Origin of the sequence: Bradyrhizobium sp., assembly GCF_016462955.1 — a bacterium.
Taxonomy (GTDB): domain Bacteria; phylum Pseudomonadota; class Alphaproteobacteria; order Rhizobiales; family Xanthobacteraceae; genus Bradyrhizobium.
In genome coordinates this window covers 1-18,290 of the sequence record NZ_JAEMSD010000051.1, presented here as the reverse complement: position 1 = coordinate 18,290, position 18,290 = coordinate 1, and the positions used below count along the sequence as shown (strand labels likewise).

At 64.3% G+C, this 18,290-nt stretch carries 17 protein-coding genes; 12 read left to right on the top strand and 5 right to left on the bottom strand.

Annotated features, from left to right (window positions below):
• From JHD07_RS08475 to JHD07_RS08440, 8 genes are all read left to right on the top strand, one after another.
• Positions 1-663, top strand: a 663-nt coding sequence (locus JHD07_RS08475; protein ID WP_291621000.1) for an IclR family transcriptional regulator C-terminal domain-containing protein, incomplete at its 5' end; no start/stop codon positions are given.
• A complete protein-coding gene (locus JHD07_RS08470) occupies positions 593-2,152 on the top strand; it encodes a carboxyl transferase domain-containing protein (RefSeq protein ID WP_291620998.1) in 1,560 nt (519 codons plus the stop codon). The genes JHD07_RS08475 and JHD07_RS08470, both read left to right, overlap by 71 nt.
• A 220-nt stretch (positions 2,153-2,372) precedes the next feature.
• The gene (locus tag JHD07_RS08465) at positions 2,373-4,070 is read left to right on the top strand and encodes a GMC oxidoreductase (protein ID WP_291620996.1); all 1,698 of its coding nucleotides are present in this window, start codon (positions 2,373-2,375) and stop codon (positions 4,068-4,070) included.
• 159 nt (positions 4,071-4,229) lie between these two features.
• Positions 4,230-4,766 carry a hypothetical protein gene (locus JHD07_RS08460; RefSeq protein ID WP_291620994.1) on the top strand — a complete coding sequence of 179 codons (537 nt, stop codon included), beginning with the start codon at positions 4,230-4,232 and terminating at the stop codon, positions 4,764-4,766.
• A gap of 41 nt (positions 4,767-4,807) precedes the next feature.
• Entirely contained in the window at positions 4,808-5,638 is an 831-nt protein-coding gene (locus tag JHD07_RS08455; protein WP_291620991.1) for a hypothetical protein, read from the top strand.
• A gap of 207 nt (positions 5,639-5,845) precedes the next feature.
• Positions 5,846-7,273 carry a pilus assembly protein TadG-related protein gene (locus JHD07_RS08450; protein WP_291620989.1) on the top strand — a complete coding sequence of 476 codons (1,428 nt, stop codon included), beginning with the start codon at positions 5,846-5,848 and terminating at the stop codon, positions 7,271-7,273.
• Between the two features lie 12 nt (positions 7,274-7,285).
• The gene (locus tag JHD07_RS08445; RefSeq protein WP_291620988.1) at positions 7,286-7,843 is read left to right on the top strand and encodes a TadE/TadG family type IV pilus assembly protein; all 558 of its coding nucleotides are present in this window, start codon (positions 7,286-7,288) and stop codon (positions 7,841-7,843) included.
• Positions 7,843-8,496 carry a TadE/TadG family type IV pilus assembly protein gene (locus JHD07_RS08440; RefSeq protein ID WP_291620986.1) on the top strand — a complete coding sequence of 218 codons (654 nt, stop codon included), beginning with the start codon at positions 7,843-7,845 and terminating at the stop codon, positions 8,494-8,496. Before JHD07_RS08445 ends, JHD07_RS08440 begins: the two co-directional genes overlap by 1 nt.
• A 7-nt stretch (positions 8,497-8,503) precedes the next feature.
• On the opposite strand, the gene JHD07_RS08435 is transcribed toward JHD07_RS08440, so the two are convergent.
• Entirely contained in the window at positions 8,504-9,979 is a 1,476-nt protein-coding gene (locus JHD07_RS08435; protein WP_291620984.1) for an FAD-binding oxidoreductase, read from the bottom strand.
• Positions 9,980-10,274: 295 nt separating this feature from the next.
• Between JHD07_RS08435 and JHD07_RS08430 the strand changes: the two genes are divergently transcribed.
• Positions 10,275-10,769 carry a hypothetical protein gene (locus tag JHD07_RS08430; RefSeq protein WP_291620982.1) on the top strand — a complete coding sequence of 165 codons (495 nt, stop codon included), beginning with the start codon at positions 10,275-10,277 and terminating at the stop codon, positions 10,767-10,769.
• A gap of 193 nt (positions 10,770-10,962) precedes the next feature.
• Here the strand turns inward: JHD07_RS08430 and JHD07_RS08425 are convergent, their stop codons facing one another.
• The 3 genes from JHD07_RS08425 to JHD07_RS08415 form a co-directional block, all read right to left on the bottom strand.
• Entirely contained in the window at positions 10,963-12,252 is a 1,290-nt protein-coding gene (locus JHD07_RS08425) for an MFS transporter (protein WP_291620979.1), read from the bottom strand.
• A 111-nt stretch (positions 12,253-12,363) separates the two neighbouring features.
• On the bottom strand, positions 12,364-13,560 hold the full coding sequence (locus tag JHD07_RS08420; RefSeq protein ID WP_291620977.1) for an acetyl-CoA C-acyltransferase: 1,197 nt from the start codon (positions 13,558-13,560) through the stop codon (positions 12,364-12,366).
• A 284-nt stretch (positions 13,561-13,844) separates the two neighbouring features.
• Entirely contained in the window at positions 13,845-14,615 is a 771-nt protein-coding gene (locus tag JHD07_RS08415; RefSeq protein WP_291620975.1) for an enoyl-CoA hydratase, read from the bottom strand.
• Positions 14,616-14,770: 155 nt separating this feature from the next.
• Between JHD07_RS08415 and JHD07_RS08410 the strand changes: the two genes are divergently transcribed.
• Both JHD07_RS08410 and JHD07_RS08405 read left to right on the top strand, forming a co-directional pair.
• Entirely contained in the window at positions 14,771-15,304 is a 534-nt protein-coding gene (locus tag JHD07_RS08410) for a PaaI family thioesterase (RefSeq protein WP_291620973.1), read from the top strand.
• Positions 15,305-15,368: 64 nt separating this feature from the next.
• A complete protein-coding gene (locus tag JHD07_RS08405) occupies positions 15,369-15,989 on the top strand; it encodes a TetR/AcrR family transcriptional regulator (protein WP_291620971.1) in 621 nt (206 codons plus the stop codon).
• A 138-nt stretch (positions 15,990-16,127) separates the two neighbouring features.
• Here the strand turns inward: JHD07_RS08405 and JHD07_RS08400 are convergent, their stop codons facing one another.
• The gene (locus JHD07_RS08400; protein WP_291620969.1) at positions 16,128-17,036 is read right to left on the bottom strand and encodes a LysR family transcriptional regulator; all 909 of its coding nucleotides are present in this window, start codon (positions 17,034-17,036) and stop codon (positions 16,128-16,130) included.
• Positions 17,037-17,138: 102 nt separating this feature from the next.
• On the opposite strand from JHD07_RS08400, the gene mmsA reads away from it, so the two are divergent.
• Positions 17,139-18,290, top strand: a 1,152-nt coding sequence (gene mmsA / locus JHD07_RS08395; RefSeq protein ID WP_291620967.1) for a CoA-acylating methylmalonate-semialdehyde dehydrogenase, incomplete at its 3' end; no start/stop codon positions are given.

Below are 18,290 nucleotides of genomic sequence, written 5' to 3'. Positions count from 1 at the left end.
ATCCGGCAGCGGCTCCAGGAAGTCGCCGAGCAGCTTCCTGGCACGGTCGGCTTCGTCGTGCCCGACCGTTTCCATCTCGTCTATCTCCAGTTCGCGCGCTCGGCCTCCGCCCTCGGTCTGCACGAGGGCACCGGCAGCCGCATCTCCATGGCCTCGACCGCCGCCGGCGCGGCTTACACGGCGGCCTTGTCGCCGGAAGTGGGCGATGCCTTCATCGCCGAGATGGAGCGTGAAGCGCCAGAGGCTGCGAAGATCCTGAAGCCCCGCATCGAGGCTCACAGGCAGATGTTGCGCGAGCGCGGCTATGTCGTCGCCTGCGGCCTCTGGAGCCCGCACATCAACGGCCTCGCCGTGCCGATCTGGTCGCCGCAGTACCAGACTTTCGTGGTCATTACGATCGGTCTGCTCTCGGCGATGTATGACGAGCAGCGTCTGCACGACGAAGTCGCCCCGCTGATGCTCGCGCTCGGCCGCTCGCTCGGCAGCCTGATGGAAGGCGCGGAGGGCGATGCCTTCAACAACCGCATCTCACGTAAACCGGTCGCCATGGCCGTGCACAACAATAACAAGCCGATCAATTCGGAGGGAGTGAATGAACTGGAAGCCGGAACTCGACGAGCTCGCCCGGCGCGAAGCCTTCGCGCGGGAGATGGGCGGCGTTGACAAGGTCAAGCGACAGCATGACCAGGGCCGGCTGACTGTTCGGGAGCGTATCGACAAGCTGATCGACAAGGGCAGCTTTCACGAGATCGGTGCCGTCTCCGGCATCGGTGAGTACGATTCCGGCGGCGATCTCACGAAGCTCACGCCGGCGAACTGCGTATTCGGCCGCGCGCGCGTCGACGGCCGCACCGTTGTCGTGGTCGGCGATGATTTCACCGTGCGTGGCGGCTCGGCCGATGCGTCGATCTCCGCAAAGCCGCTGATGGCCGAGGAGATGGCGCACGACTTCCGCCTGCCCATCGTCCGCATCATCGAAGGCTCGGGCGGCGGCGGGTCGGTCAAGACGATCGAGACCAAGGGAGCTGCCAACCTGCCGGGCGGCATCGGCGGCACGCGCTGGTATCGCTTCACGACGGAGAATCTGTCTCGCGTGCCGGTGGTCGCACTCGGCCTCGGCTCGGTCGCCGGCCTTGGCGCCGCCCGTCTCGCCGCCAGCCACTATTCCATCATGACGCGGAAATCCGCGATGTTCGTCGCAGGCCCGCCGGTGGTGAAGGCGCTGGGGCAGGACCTCTCGAAGGAGGAACTCGGCGGCGCCGACATCCAGACCCGCGCCGGCGCGGTCGATCATGCCGTCGACACCGAGGAGGAGGCGTTCGCCTGCGCGCGGCGTTTCCTGTCCTATCTGCCGTCGTCGGTCTACGAGCTGCCGCCGTCCGTGCCCTGCACTGACAATCCCGAACGCAGCGACGAAGCGCTGATGAACGCGGTGCCGCGCAACCGCAAGCAAGTCTACAAGGTGCGCCCCATCATCGAGTCCGTCGTCGACAAGGGTTCGTTCTTCGAGGTCGCGAAGAATTTCGGCAGACCCCTCATCGTCGGCCTCGCGCGGCTCGAGGGCAGGGCGGTGATGGTGCTCGCCAGCGACAGCTTCCACTATGGCGGCTCCTGGACCGCGGATGCCTGCCAGAAGGTGGTGCGCTGGGTCGATTTCGCCGAGACCTTCCATCTGCCGATCGTCTATCTCATGGACTGCCCCGGCTTCATGATCGGCCTCGACGCCGAGAAGGCGGCGACCATCCGCCACGGCGTCCGCGCCATGGCTGCGGTGAACCAGACCACCGTGCCCTGGTGCACCGTGATCCTGCGCAACGCATTCGGTGTCGCGGGCGTCGTGCACCAGCCGGCCGACCGCTGCTCGATCCGCTACGCCTGGCCGTCGGCCTATTGGGGCTCGCTGCCGCTCGAAGGCGGCATCGAAGCGGCCTACCGCGCCGACATCGACGCGGCGGAAGACAAGGCGGCGAAGCTGAAGGAGATCCAGGAGCGCCTCAACAAGCTACGCTCGCCGTTCCGCTCGGCCGAAAAGTTCTGGGTCGAGGAGATCATCGACCCCCGCAAGACGAGATCGCTGCTGTGCGAGTTCGCGCGGCTCGCCGAGCCGCTGCGCAAGGCAGGGCCGCCGGAGAATTTTTCGATCAGGCCGTAGGCGCTTGCAGGAGGTGACACTCCATCACCGTCATCCTGAGGTGGCCGCTTCTTCAGCGACCCTCGAAGGACGACGGCCCGGCTGCATCGAGGCCGTGCATCCTTCGAGGCTCCTGGCGCGATGCGTTGCTTCGCGCCAGGAGCACCTCAGCGACAACGGCTTTGCCGTTGCGCGGGGATGACGGATTGCTAACCAACAAGAACAACAGGAAACGCCAATCGTGTACGACTTCATCATCGTGGGCGGCGGCTCGGCAGGCTCCGTGCTGGCCCACCGGCTCTCCGCCAGAAGCGCCAACAAGGTTCTGCTGTGCGAAGCCGGCCAGGACACGCCGCCAGGCGACGAGCCGGCCGAGATCAGGGACAGCTATCCGGGCACGGCCTATTTCGATCCGCGCTTCCACTGGACCGAGCTCAAGGTCACCACTCAGGTCGTCAGCCACAACAATCCGAACGAAGCGCGTCCGCCATTACGCAAATACGAGCAGGCGCGCGTGCTCGGCGGCGGTTCGTCGATCAACGGCCAGATGGCCAACCGGGGCGCGCCGACCGACTACGACGAATGGCAGGCGCGTGGTGCCGAGGGCTGGTCGTGGGCCGACGTTCTGCCCTTCTTCAAGAAGGTCGAGCGCGACCTGGATTTCGACGGGCCCTATCACGGCAAGGACGGCCGCATTCCGGTCCGCCGCATCCCGCGCGAGCACTGGACGCGGCATTCTGAGGCGTTCGCGCAAGCCTTCGCGCAGGCCGGCCATCAATTCCTGCCGGACCAGAACGGCGAGTTCGTCGACGGCTTCTTTCCGGTGACGCATTCCAACCAGGCCGAGCAGCGCGTCTCGGCCGCCATGGGCTATCTCGATCGCGACACCCGCAAGCGCACCAATCTCACCATCTCCACCAACACGCAAGTGCGCGAGCTGTTGTTCGAAGGCACGCAATGTGTCGGCGTGAAGGCTGTCGTCGGCGGACGCGAGCAGGAGTTCCGGGGGCGCGAGATCATCCTCTCCAGCGGCGCCATTCATTCGCCGGCGCATCTGCTGCGTGCCGGCATCGGACCGGTCGGCCACCTCAAAGACATGGGCATTCCCGTGCTAATGGGCCTGCCGGGCGTCGGCCAGCGCCTGATGGATCATCCCTCGATCTCGCTGTCGTCCTTTGTCCGCCGCGGCGCCCGCATGAACGAGCACACCAGGCGGCACATGCAGCTCGGCCTGCGCTACTCCTCGGGCCTTGCCGGCGTTCCGAAGGGCGACATGTTCGTGGTCCTGCTCTCCAAGTCGGCCTGGCACGCGGTCGGCGAGCAGATCGGCTCGCTCCTCACCTTCGTCAACAAGACCTATTCGGAGACCGGACAGGTCAAGCTCGCCTCGCGCGATCCGTCAGCGGAGCCGATCGTCGAGTTCAATCTGCTGTCGGACCGGCGCGATCTCGATCGCCTGATGAGCGGTTTCCGCAAGATGGCGGCGATTCAGATGAGCGACATCGTCAAAGAGGTCACGGACAAGCCGTTCCCGGCCGCCTATACCGACAAGGTTCGCAAGATCGGCGTGGTCAATACCAAGAATAAGATCCTGACCAGGATCGCCGCGGCCTTGATGGACGGCCCGGCGGCGCTGCGCCACTACATGATCGACAATTTCGTGGTGGAAGGCTTCACCTTCGATCAGGTGATGACCGACGACGAGGCGTTGGAAGCCTTCGTGCGCAAGGCAACCATCGGTGTGTGGCACGCCTCCTGCTCATGCCGCATGGGCCGCGCCGACGATCCAATGGCGGTGGTCGATAATCAGGGCCGGGTCAAGGGCGTCCAGGGCCTGCGCGTCGTCGACGCCTCGATCTTCCCCGTGGTGCCATGCGCCAACACCAACTTTCCGGTGCTGATGTCGGCGGAGAAGATCGCGGCTGCGATGATGGAGTAGAAGGGAAGTGTTTCGCGTCATGGAATGAGACGCTTTGAACATGATCTAAGTTAAGACGGTAAGTAAAAGCAGTTTTTTGGCCGCGGTTTAGACCCATTTTGGCCAAATCAATATTTGTTTCTCCCGCGCGGGGCAGGATCTCCAACTCAGAGACCTGCAATGATCAAACGAGTTCTTTCTGCGTGCATCCTTTTTATCGCTACCTGTGCAGTCTCGGAAGCGCGGCCTTATCGTGTTCTTCAAGCGCCCGAATGCAACGTCGCCATGCCCTGCGACTTCTCGTATTCGCAACCACGCCGTGAACGGGCTCCACGGCAGGCGTTGCAAGCCTATCGCGCAATGCGAATGACGGTGACTGACGTCGGTAATACTCCCACTTCGACGATTGTCTCGAATGACCGGATCGTTGGCGGCCGTCCGGCCGGATGCCCCTCGTCGTTCTGCGGCTGCGGCGCATCCCTGCGCGTGTTTGGCCGCATCGTCCCGGAATTGAATCTCGCCTCGAACTGGCTGCGCTTTCCGCGGACGTCGCCGGCGCCGGGAATGGTTGCGGCCCGGCGCGGCCATGTCTTCGTTCTGGAGCAGCACCTCGGCGGCGACATGTGGATGGCATATGATGCCAATTCGGGCGGCCGCGCGACGCGGATTCATGCGCGCTCTCTACGCGGCTATGCCGTGGTCAACCCGCGCGGCTGAGAAGCGGGCGAGGGTGCCCGGCTCATCACGGCCGGAGCACCTTGGCGCGATTTGCCGACCGGAACGGCAACGGCTTTCTGAGTGCGTCGGAATTTCCTGCCATCCGCCGCGCCGAGCGGACATTCGCGCAGGCGGAGCTGGAATATTTCGACGACGATCGCGACGGCGAGGTGAGCCGGCCCGAACTCGTTGACAAGCCGAGCCGCTTCATCGGCCGGTATGACAGGAACGTGGACTGTAAAGTGACGGCGGGCGAACTGAAGGCGGCGCCTCGCCGCCGTCAGGCGGCGGTGGCCGGCCGGGTGGTCCGCAGGGCAATCGCATATGGGAGTGATCTTGCTTGTGGTCATCCTTCGAGACGCCCGCCGTTGGCGGGCCCTCAGGATGAGGACCGCATTGCTTTTCGCTGGGTTCAAGGGGCACCGGTGCCGTTTAGCCTCACCCTGAGGGACCGCGAAGCGGTCGTCTCGAAGGGCGAGGCGCGTGCTCAGGTCTTTCGAAAACGCATATGCGATTGCCTCGGGAGGCCCCGATGGTTTCGGCGCGAAGTTCTGAAGGATGATCTGCAAAGGTGCGGCGCAGTCATCCGCCAAGATGAGGTCACAACCGCAGCACCTTGCCGGGATTCATGTTGCTCCAGGGTATTGTCCGCGTTTGCGCCGGGATTCCCGCGGCAATATGGTTCTTGGCCCGGAAAGCAGAGCGCTTTCTGCATCGACGGCTGTTCTAGGGGGGGCGCGTTGGCGGTCTCGCTTGGCCGCCCCGCGCCGGGCGCGCTTGACGCGCTCTTACCGTCTCCCGGTGCACGTCGTGTACCCGCCGCCACCTTGCTTATGATTCTGTTAACCGTCGATCTCTGCGATCGCGTTTAAGCCGCGTTAATGATGCTTTCTCAATACGATACAACGCGCTTTGGTGCGGTCCATGTTTGTCGATCGCCCGTAAGTCTTGATTAAGAAGGCCAAAAGCATATTGCAGCCCGCGATGTTGGGGGTAATCGCAGCAATGCTGCGGCCTCTCACATTGCGGGATTTCAGGGAAAGTTTTTTGCCGTAACGACGGCAATCAGGATGAAGGTCATGCTCCGCCGCGCAATGCTCCGTTTCGGGAGTGATCGGAAGGCCAACGTCGCCGTCATCTTCGCGCTCACGATGGTTCCGATCATCTTTCTCTTGGGCATGACGCTCGACTACACACTGGCCTTGCGCAAGCGCGAGCAGTTGAACGCCGCCGCCGACGCCGCCGCGATCGCAGCCGTGCGGCCGGCGATGCTGACGCAGACCGACACGGCCGTTGTCAGGGCGACCGCGGAGAACGTCTTTGCAACGAAGGCGAACCTTCCCGGCCTGGCTTCGGTCCCGACGCCGACGGTCACCGTCACCGATTCCGGTCTCGCGCGAACCATCACGGTGTCCTACACCGCGCAGTCCATCAACAATTTCCCCGGGGTTCTCGGCAAGCAGACCTGGCAGGTCAACGGATCCGCCACGGCGCGGGCGTCCAGCGCGCCCAACATGAACTTCTACCTGTTGTTGGATGACTCTCCGTCGATGGCGATCGCAGCGACCCAGACCGACATCAACAACATGATTACTGCCACGAAGAATCAGCCCGGCGGTTCGAAGAACTGCGCGTTCGCTTGTCATGAGACGAACCCTCAGAAAGACAGCGGCGCCAACGCGTCGACCAAGGATAACCTCACCATCGCGCGCAACAACAACATCAAGCTGCGCATCGACCTCGTGCAGAGTGCCGTTACACAATTGCTGAAGGGGCCCTGGACGTGCCCGCAGTCGGGTGTGTCGGGAGGCGTGATGCAGTGCATGGCTGCGCTCAACAATACGACGTACAAGGCCGCCATCTATACCTTCGACTACGCCCTCAACACGATTCAGACGCTGACTACCCCGGACACGGCCGCCACGAAGATCGCCAACATTCAGCTCATGAAGGTCGACCACCAGAACTGCATCATCGTCAACAGCAGTGGCAACTGCGTCTACACGACCGACTACGGCACGGATATCTCGGGTGGGCTCACGGGTGTCAACGCCATCATGCCCAATCCCGGCACCGGGACCAACCAGGCGAACGATACGCCGCAGGGGGTGGTCTTCCTCGTTACCGACGGCGTCGAAGACAAGCTGATGCCCAAGCCCGGTACCTGCGACCCGGCCGCCACCTATCCGCTCCCGACGGGTAGCAGCACGACCGTGCGATGCCAGCAGCCGCTCAATACGGCGATCTGCACGACGATCAAGAACCGCGGCATTCGCATCGCGGTGCTCTACACCGAGTATCTGCAATTGCCGACCGACAGCTGGTACAACAGCCGTATCGCGCAATTCAACAATCCGTCCTCGTCGACGGGCACGATCGCGCAACGGCTGCAATCATGCGCCTCGCCCGGTCTGTACGCGAGTGTTCAGACTGGCGGCGACATTTCCGAGGCGCTGACCAACCTGTTCCTCAAGGTCGCATCCAGCACGGCCAGCCTCGTGAAGTAGAGAAGAAGAGCTATGACGGGCCCCGCCGCAACGACCATGAGACGCCGCAATCGCTGTGCCGCCTTCGCGGCGGACAGCAGGGGCGCGACGGCCGTGGAATTCGCGCTGGTCGCTGCGCCGTTCCTCGCCCTCATCATCGCGCTGATCCAGACGTTTCTGGTTTTTTTCGCCCAGCAGACGCTCGAAACCATCGTGCGCCAGTCGGCGCGCCTCGTCAGGACCGGACAGGTTCAATCCGCGCAGATGACGCAGGCGGCGTTCAAGCAGAAGGTCTGCGACCAGATCGTGATCCTGTTCAATTGCAACGGGCTCATGGTCGACATGCAGGTGGCGACCTCGTGGACGTCCGCGAACACGGGAATGCCGACCCTGACCTTCGACGGCTCGGGGAAGGTCACCAATATCTGGCAGTACAACCCGGGCAATGCCGGCGATATCGTCGTGCTCCGCGTCATGTATGAGTGGCCCGTCGTCCTTGGGCCGCTCGGCTTCAATCTCTCGAACCTCAGCAACGGCAACCGGCTGATCATGTCGTCCGCCGCGTTCCAGAACGAGCCAGGAGCCTCCTGATGATCTCCGCCCTGTCATCTCGCGCCCGGCACCTGCTCGCCGATGACCGCGCCGTTGCAGCGACGGAGTTCGCCATAGTGGCGCCGTTCATGCTGTTGCTCTATGTCGGCGGCGTCGAGCTCGGCAATGGCCTTGCGATGAACGTCAAGGTCACCGCGACCGCGCAAAGTGTCGCCGACATGGTCACCCAGAACACAGCCGTCACTACGTCTCAGATGGACGGCATTCTTGCGGCTGCGAGCGCCATCATGGCTCCCTATCCGACCAAGAGCGGCAGCACCTCCTTGATGACGATCACGGTCTCGGGCGTATCGACCGACAGCAGCGGCAATGCGACGGTGCAATGGAGCAGGTCGACCAGCTCGACGGGCGCGAGAAACAAGGGTGACCCGATGACCTTGTCGAAGTTCACGGGGCCGAGCGGTACCACCAACGCCAATATCTCGCTCGTCCTGAGCGAGGTGACCTATGACTACGCGCCCAACCTCGGCTTCACCATCGCCGGCACCGTGAAGCTGACCGACAGCTACTATCTGTTCCCCCGCTGCTCGACCAACAGCCCGGCCACCTCGAGCTTTCCCTATTACGACGTGAAATATCCGGCGACCAAGACCTGCACCTGCGTCGAGCATTTGCAGAAGAAGACCTGTTGATCGACAGTCACAGCCGCAGCACCTTGCCGGGATTCATGATGTTCTGCGGATCGAGCGCGCGCTTGATGGTGCGCATGATGTCGAGCTCGGTCTTCGAGCGGTAGTGGCCGAGCTCGTCGAGCTTGTCGATGCCGATGCCGTGCTCGGCCGAGATCGAGCCGCCCATGGAGGTGACGAGATCGTTCACGCTCCGCGTGATCGCGCCCTTGTATTGCGCCAGCGTCTGCTGATCCATCCCCACCGGCCCCATGAACGAGAAATGCAGATTGCCGTCGCCGATGTGCCCGAGCGGGTAGGGCCGGATGCTCGGAAGAATGTCGAGCACGGCCTTGGTGCCCTTGTCGATGAATTCCGGTATCCGGGAGATCGCGACCGAAATGTCGTAGCTCAGGCCAGGTCCTTCGGCGCGAGAGGCCTCGGCGACACCCTCCCGGATGCGCCACATGTTGCGCGACTGGCCGACGGTCTGCGCGATCGCCGCATCGAGCACACGACCGGACTCGAGCTGGTCGGCAAGAAATTGCTCCAGCTTCTCGGACATGCCTTCAACGCCGTCCCGGCGTGGTCGCGCAGACGACCATTCCAGCAGCAAGTACCATGGCGTCTCCCCCTTCAGCGGATCCTGGACGCCGGGAATATGGCGCAACACCATGTCGATCGCGCTACGGCTCATCAGTTCGCAGGAGCCGACATTGTCCTCGGACGCGCTATGGGCGTCGGAAAGAATCTCCAGCGCCGCGCGCGGATCGCGGATCGTCAGCCATGCCGTGCTGACGTCCTTCGGCGCCGGCCATAGCTTCAGCACGGCCTTGGTGATGATGCCGAGCGTGCCTTCGGCGCCCATGAACAGATGCTTGAGGTCGTAGCCGGTGTTGTCCTTCTTGAGCGCGCGCAATCCGTCCCAGACCTCGCCATTGGGCAACACGACCTCGAGCCCCAGCACGAGGTTGCGGGCATTGCCATAGCGCAGCACCTGCACGCCGCCGGCGTTGGTCGAGAGATTGCCGCCGATCATGCATGAGCCCTGGGCGCCGAGGCTGAGCGGCAGAAACCTGTCATGTTGGGCCGCGGTCTCCTGGAGTGTCTGCAGCACGCAACCCGCCTCCACCGTCATCGAATAGCCGACGGGATCGACATCCAGCACGTGGTTCATGCGGCCGAGCGACAGCACGACGCCGGTGTGCGCAGGCCAGGGCGTCGCCCCGCCCATCAGGCCGGTGTTGCCCCCCTGCGGCACGATCGCGATGCCGTGCTCATGGCAGAGCCGGACCACGCGCGAGACCTCCTCGGTGCTCCCGGGACGAACGACGGCGCCGGCAGCGCCGGCCAGCAACCCGCGCCAATCCGTCACGAAGGGCTGCTTGCCGTGCTCGTCCTCGATCAGGCCCTTCTCGCCGACGATCGCACGTAACGCATCGCGTATCCGGGGCGTCAAGGGAACGGTCGGGATGACGGGATCGGAGGACAGGAAGGCAGCCGGCATTTTGTTTCCCCTGGCGCATCTTGGTGTGCACTGCGCACGTGACGTGCGTCGGGCCATTGTTCACGTTTCGGTCGCGGAGTCTAACGGCAATATGGCCCGAGACCTTGGGTCGGCGTCGCGGGGCCCAGCGCCGGGCTGGCACCGTCTCCGGTTCATCGGCGGCTTCGTCGCAGCTTGATGCGCCGATCCCGGCAACGTTCAGGCAATCTTGGCAACATTTCAAAACATCTTCGTCAACTTCCCGCGGCTGTTCGGGCCTAGGACGTGCCCAGATCTCATCAATCAGGATTGCAGAATGTTCTCGAAGTTTTCGGCGGCGACCATAGGCATTGGTGCCGCTTGCCTCGCGCTCGTCGGCAGTGACCCGTCATACGCAGAGCCGGTGTTCGACAGTTTGGCCGGCACCTGGTCGGGAACGGGGACGATGAAGCCGTCCGATGGTCCCCGCGAGAAGGTCCGCTGCAAGGTGGGGTACAACGTCACCCGGCCCGGGCGATCGCTGACGCTCGATCTGCGCTGCGCCAGCGATGCGTACAAGATGGTCCTGTCCGCAAACATCGAGCAGAGTGGGACCGAGCTTTCCGGCAACTGGTTCGAAAGCGAATACCGGCAGGGCGGCAAGGTCTACGGCACGAACAGGGACGGCCTGATCGAGGCGCGCATTGAGGGAAACACGGTGGCTGCGCTGGTGACGATCCAGACCAGGAGCAATCGCCAGTCCTTTCTCATGGAAGCGCCGGGCTCCTGGATGTCGGAGGTTGCGATCGAATTGAACAAGGACGCGAAATGACTTCGAACGTCATGCGCAACACTTTTGCATACGCAGCAATTGTTCTCCGCTGGTGGCAGGGCATCGCCACGGCTATCCTTGCCTTCAGGCCCTAGAACTCCCCAAGTTCTCGCGCCTGAGGACCGCCGCTTTGCACCTGGATGTTGACACCCCCGAGTGCTTGGCGGCGGTCCTCTCATCGCCATGGTTAGTATCAGGCCGCCGCCGGCTGGAGTTTGGCCTGCCGCGACAGCGCCAGCACGATCAGGGCGGCGAACAGGCAGAGCGCGCCGGCGACGAAGAATGCGGGCAGGTAGCTCTGATAGATCGTCCGGGTGAAGCCGGCGCCGAAGGCCGCAGCGCCGGCACCGAGCTGATGGCCGGCGAAGATCCAGCCGAACACCAGATTGGCGCGCTCGGGCCCGAATTTTTGCGCAGTCAGGCGCACCGTTGGCGGCACCGTGGCGATCCAGTCGAGACCATAGAACATCGCGAAGACGGAGAGGCCGTACAAAGAGAAATCGCTGAACGGCAGGAAGATCAGAGAGAGTCCGCGCAGCCCGTAGTACCAGAACAGCAGCCAGCGGTTGTCATAGCGATCCGACAGCCAACCGGACATGATCGTGCCGACGAAGTCGAAGATGCCCATTGCGGCCAACAGGCTCGCCGCCTGGACCTGCGGGATGCCGAAATCGAGGCACATCGGGATCAGGTGGACCTGGACGAGTCCGTTGGTCGAGGCGCCGCAGATGAAAAAGGTGGCAAACAGGATCCAGAACGCGGTCGATTTCGAGGCGTCGCGCAAGCTGCCGAGCGCCACCGCGGTGATCGAGCCATGGTTCACCGGCGGGGCAGGCAGGGGCGCGGTGCCCTCGTCGCCGAGCGGCCGCAGGCCGACGTCGCTCGGGCGGTCGCGCATCGCGAGCAGCACCGCCAGGGCGGAAACGCCGAGCATCATGCAGACGAAACCGAGGGCAAGACGCCAGCCGTAACGTTCTGTGAGACTGGCGAGCAGTGGCAGGAACACCAGCTGACCGGTGGCGACGCTCGCCGTCAGGATGCCGACGACGAGGCCGCGTCGTGCCGCGAACCAGCGCGTGGCAATCGTCGCGCCGAGCACGAGCGCGGTCATGCCGGTGCCGATGCCGATCACGACGCCCCAGAGGGCGATGAGCTGCCAGACTTGCGTCATGCCTAGCGAGAGCACGAGCGCCGACACCACGATGAGCTGCGCAGCGAGCGTGACGTTGCGCAGGCCATAACGGTTGAGCAGGGCGGCCGCGAACGGCGCCATCAGCCCGAACAGGATGAAGCGGATCGACAGCGCGGAGGAGATCTCCGCCGTGCTCCAGCCGAATTCCTTCTGCAGCGGCACGATGAACAAGCCGGGCGCGCCGACCGTGCCGGCGCTGATCAGCGCGGCGAGGAAGGTGACGCCGACCATCACCCAGGCATAATGGATGTTGCGGCGCGAAAGTGCTGCCGCGAGCCAGTTGGAAATCATCGGGCCTCGGTATCCATGGGCAGGCCGCAACAGACCTGCGTCAGCATGTACAATGACACGGCGTATGTCTGTCGCAAATGACAGAGTTCCCTCGTTTTCGGACGCAACACGTCAGTGAGCGCGGCGCTCCACCGCAACGGCCGTGGCTTCGCCGCCGCCGATGCAGAGCGCGGCGATGCCGCGCTTGAGGTTGTTGGCCTCCAGCGCGTGCAGAAGTGTCACGATCAGCCGCGCGCCGGTGGCGCCGATCGGATGGCCGAGCGCGCAGGCCCCGCCGTTGATGTTCAGCTTCTCGCGGGGAATGCCGAGATCGCGCTGCGCCGCCATCGCCACCACCGCGAACGCTTCGTTGATCTCGAACAGATCGACATCGGAGGCGGTCCAGCCGACCTTGTCGAGCAGCTTGCGGATCGCCGGGATCGGCGCCGTGGTGAACCATTGCGGCTCCTGGCTGTGGGTCGCATGGCCCTTGATTTCGGCCAGTACCGGCAGACCGCCGCGATCAGCGAGCGCGCGCCTCGTCAGCACCAGCGCGGCGGCGCCGTCGGCATTGGCCGAGGAGGCGGCCGGGGTGATGGTGCCGTTGGCGCGGAACGCCGGCTTCAATCCCGGGATCTTGGCGGGATCGACCTTCAGCGGATGCTCGTCATTGGCGATGACGCGCGGTCCGGCCTTCTCGGTCAGCGTGATCGGCGCGATCTCGGCCTTGAACGCACCGCCCTCGACGGCCTTGCGCGCGCGGCTCAGCGTCTCCATGGCGTAGGCGTCCTGGTCCTTGCGGGTGAACTGATAGGCCTCAGCCGTGGCCTCGCCGAAATCGCCCATCGAGCGGCCGGTCTCGTAGGCATCCTCCAGCCCGTCCATCATCATGTGGTCGATGATGCGGTCATGGCCGACGCGATAGCCGCCGCGGGCCTTGGCGAGCAGATAGGGCGCGTTGCTCATGCTCTCCATGCCGCCGGAGACGACGATCTCGGCCGAGCCCGCGCGGATGATGTCGTGCGCGAGCATGGTTGCCTTCATGCCGGAGCCGCACACCTTGTTGACGGTGGTGGCGCCGGTGGCGTCGGGCAGACCGGCCGCGCGTGCCGCCTGCCGCGCCGGCGCCTGGCCCTGGCCGGCCGGCAGCACGCAGCCCATGAAGACCTCGTCGACCTTTTCGGGCGCAAGCTTGGCGCGCTCCAGCGCCGCTCCGATCACGTGCGACCCGAGCTTGTGGGCGGCAAGCGGCGACAAATCGCCCATGAAGCGGCCGAGCGGAGTGCGGGCGGCGGAGACGATGACGACGGGATCGGCAGCTTCGGCCATGACGGAGTTCCCTGGCAAACGACGTGTAAGATGATGATCATCATATGATGCGGCGCAAGAAATGCAACTGCGGCAGGGATGAGAAAATGTCGTGGTTCGGATGAGGTCTGGTCGTGCGATTGGGCGGTTCTTATCCCGGTACACTGTCATCACCCGCGAAGAAGGCGGGTGATCCAGTATTCCAGAGCCGACGTGGCTAGGACCGAGAAGGCGCGGCGTACTGGATGCCCGCCTTCGCGGGGCATGACACCGTCTTTTTTGGCTGCGCTGTTGCTTCCTAGCTCCTACCGTTTCCGGTTCACGAACGCGCCCATCAGCCGCGTCGGCTCGTCCGTGAGGAAGGACTCGCCGAACACCTTGACGCTCAAATTCACCGACTCCGTCAGCGGCAGCTCCTCCCATTGGCGCAGCAGGGCCTTTTGCGAGCGCAATGCTTCGGGGCCGCATTCGAGCAACGCGTTCACCACGTGCTCGACCTCGGCATCGAGCTTGCCCTCCGGCGCGACCTTGTCGACCAGGCCCCAGGCCAGCGCAGTTGGCGCATCGATGTTCTCTGCCGTCATCACCAGCCAGCGCGCGCGGGCCCAGCCGATCAGGCGCGGCAACAGCGCGGCATGGATCACCGAGGGAATGCCGACGCGCACCTCCGGCATGCCGAAATGGGCATCATGCGCGGCGATGCGGAAGTCGCAGGCTGCCGCAACTTCCAGCCCGCCACCGAGGCACCAGCCGGGCATGCGTGCGATGACCGGGGCGGGGAAGGCGCGCACGGCCTCGCAGAGATCGCGCAGGCGGCTGATGAAGGCCTCGGCGGATGTCTGATCGAGCCGGGCCATCTCCTTGATGTCGGCCCCGCCGATCAGGCTCTTCTCGCTCTGGCCGCGCAGTACCACGACTCGGATGCTGCGGTCGGAGGCGAGCTGCTGCAGGCCTTCGCGCACGGCGTCGGTCACGGGCGAGCCGAGAATGTTGAGCGGGCCGGCGTTGCAGATGACGGCATGAACGACGCCGCGCCCATCGCGCGTCACGCCGCAGTGGTTGTTGAGCATTTCCATGATGGCATCTCGAAGATTTCGTGGGCGTGTGCGAGGCGCACTGCCGAGGATCACTTCCGGGCCGAAATGTACCGCTTGTCAAGCGGGCCTACGGGTCGAGTTGCCAGCGCGAAGTCCGTGAAATAGTATGATGTATATCATTCAAAGAGGTTGCCATGGCTGATATCGATCAACTGGAGCTTTTCTCGCCGGCGCAGCGGCGCGAGCGCGTGGTGGACTGGCAGGCGCCCGCGCCGGTGGCGAAAGCGGCGATGGGGCTGTCCGGCATGGATGCCATGCTCGGTATCCGCGACGGCCAGCTGCCGCCGCCGCCGTTCGCGAAACTGATCGGCTTCGTCATGGCGGTGGTCGAGCCGGGCCGGATCGTCATGGAACTGGAGCCGCGCGAGGATCTTGAAAACACCATCGGCCTGATCCACGGCGCAACCGCCGCGGCGCTGCTCGATACCGCCATGGGCTGCGCCATCTCGACCCGGCTCGAGGCCGGCCAGGGCTCGGTGACGCTCGAGCTGAAACTGGCGTTCCTGCGTCCGCTCTCGGTCCGCTCCGGGCTGATCTCGGCCGAAGGCAAGGTGATCAAGCTGGGGCGTCAGACCAGCTACACCGAAGGCTTCGTCCGCGACGGCAAGGGCGCCCTTGCGGTGCACGCAACGGCAACGTTTTCCATGATCGGCAACAGCTTAACGTGAATTAATGCACCGGTTGGCCGGCTTTCGTGCTATGAGATGATCTTCGACATCCAATGAGATCCGCATGCGCTACTCCCGGGAACACAAGCAGGAAACCCACGATCGCATCGTGAGGAAGGCCTCCGTGCGGCTGCGCGAAAAAGGCGCCCATGGCATCGGCGTCGCCGACCTCATGAAGGAGGCCGGCCTGACCCATGGCGGCTTCTACGCGCATTTCGATTCCCGCGAGGCGCTGGTGGTCGAGGCCTTCGGCTATGCCATGGACCGCTCGATGGAGCACTGGCGCAAGATCACCGACGAGGTTTCACCGGAGAAGCGGCTGGCGCTGGTTGCAGAGGCCTATCTCTCGACCTTTCACCGCGACAATCCCGGCCATGGCTGCTCGATTCCCGCGCTCGGCGCCGAAATCGCCCGCGAGAGCCCAAAAGCGCGGAAAGCCTTTGCCGGCAAGCTCGAGGAAATGATCGAACTGCTGGCCGACTACATTCCCGATGTGCCGCGCAAGGCCGCACGCAAGCAGGCGATCGCGACGCTGGCGACAATGGCCGGCAGCATGCTGCTGGCGCGCATCGCCGGGTCGAGCGAATTGTCGGATGAGGTCCTCAAGGCCGGCAAGGACAGCGCGCTGGAGGGTGCGAAGCGCGAGCCGAAGGCGGCGGCCGCGAAGAAGGCGAAGCAGAATTAGCGAGATGCCGTAGCGTGGGCAAAGGCGCCCTTGCGCCGTGCCCACCGTCTTTCCATGATTGTCGCAGAAGTGGTGGGCACGCCACGAGCTGCGCATTTGCGCGTCTCGTCGCTTTGCCCACCCTGCGAAATCATCAGCTCATCGTCCCGCAAACAGGTCCCGATCGCGCTCCACGATCTCACCGATGTAATCCGCCACGGCCCTGATCCGGGCCAAGTCCTTGCTGTCGGCATGCATCAGCATCCAGAACGTCCGCGTGATCGAAATCTCCTCCGGGAGCACCGGCACCAGCTCAGGATGATCGCTCGCCATGAAATGCGGCAGCACCGCGATGCCGAAACCCGAGAGCGTGGCATTGAGCTGCGCGATCAGATTGGCGCTGCGAAAGCGTGCCGAGATCCGCGGCGAGACCTGTGGCAGATAGTCGAGCTCCGGCGTGAACAGGAGTTCCTCGATGTAGCCGACGAAGCGGTGCTGCGGCAGCACCTCGCGCGAGGCGATCTTGGGGAAGCGCTCGAGATAGGCGGGCGCGGCGTAGAGGCCGAGGCGGTAGTCGAGCAGCTTGCGGCCGACGATGCGGCCTTCCTTCGGCATGGTCAGGCTGATCGCGATGTCGGCCTCGCGTTTGGAGAGACTAAATAGCCGCGCAGTCGCTACAAGTTGCAGATCGAGGTCGGGATAGCGGTCGGCGAACGGTGCCAGCCGTGGCGCCAGGAAGGCGGTGCCGAAGCCGTCAGGGGCGCCGATCCGCACCGTGCCGGTCAGCCGCGCCACGGAGCCGCCGACCTGCTCCTGGTTGGCGACGATGGTCGATTCCATGGCTTCGGCGCTGTCGGCGACGCGCTGTCCCGCCTCGGTGAGGAGGTAGCCGGTCTTGCGCCGGTCGAACAGCTTGGCCGAGAGGTGCTTCTCCAGCCGGTCGACGCGGCGGATCACGGTAGCGTGGTCCACGCTCAGCTGTTTTGCCGCAGCCGACACCGAGCCGCCCCGAACGATGGCCAGCACGAAGCGAAAGTCGTCCCAGTCGATAGCGCCTTGATCCAGCATTTTCGCACATCTATGGTGCATTATATCAGACTTGAATCCTATAAAATGCAGGTCGATAGGATTTGTCAAAGCGACCACGCCCGGCCTGAAGGAGACCATTCCATGCGTTCAATCGGACATTTCATCGGTGGCAAGGAGGTCAAGGGCACCTCGGGCCGCACTGCCGACGTCTTCGAGCCGATGACCGGTGACGTCCAGGCCAAGGTCGCGCTGGCCTCCAAGGCCGAAGTCCGCGCCGCCGTCGAGAACGCGCGCGCGGCACAGCCCGAATGGGCCGCGACCAATCCGCAGCGCCGCGCCCGCGTCATGATGAAATTCGTGGAGCTGGTCCAGCGCGACTACGACAAGCTCGCCGAGCTGCTCGCGCGCGAGCATGGCAAGACCGTGCCGGACGCCAAGGGCGACATCCAGCGCGGCCTCGAGGTCGCGGAATTCGCTTGCGGCATTCCGCATCTGATGAAGGGCGAGTACACGGAAGGCGCCGGCCCCGGCATTGACATCTATTCGATGCGCCAGCCGCTCGGCGTCGTCGCCGGCATCACGCCCTTCAACTTCCCGGCGATGATCCCGATGTGGAAATTTGCGCCGGCGATCGCCTGCGGCAACGCCTTCATCCTGAAGCCGTCGGAGCGCGACCCCGGCGTGCCCATGCTGCTCGCCGAACTCATGATGGAAGCGGGCCTGCCGGCCGGCATCCTCAACGTCGTCAACGGCGACAAGGAGGCGGTCGACGCCATCCTCGACGATCCCGACATCAAGGCCATCGGCTTCGTCGGCTCGACGCCGATCGCGCAGTACATCTATGAACGCGCCGCCCAGACCGGCAAGCGCTGCCAGTGCTTCGGCGGCGCCAAGAACCACGCAATCATCATGCCCGATGCCGACATGGACCAGGCCGTCGACGCACTGATCGGCGCGGGCTACGGCTCGGCCGGCGAGCGGTGCATGGCCGTTTCGGTCGCCGTCCCCGTCGGCAAGTCCACCGCCGACCGCCTGATGGAGAAGCTGATCCCGCGCGTCGAGTCCTTGAAGATCGGCACCTCGATCGATCCGTCGGCCGACTACGGTCCGCTGGTGACGCGCGAGGCGGTCGAGAAGGTCAAGGGCTATATCGACATCGGCATCAAGGAGGGCGCAACGCTGGCCGTCGACGGCCGCGGCTTCAAGATGCAGGGCTACGAGAACGGCTTTTATCTCGGTGGTTCGCTGTTCGACAACGTCACCAAGGACATGCGGATCTACAAGGAAGAGATC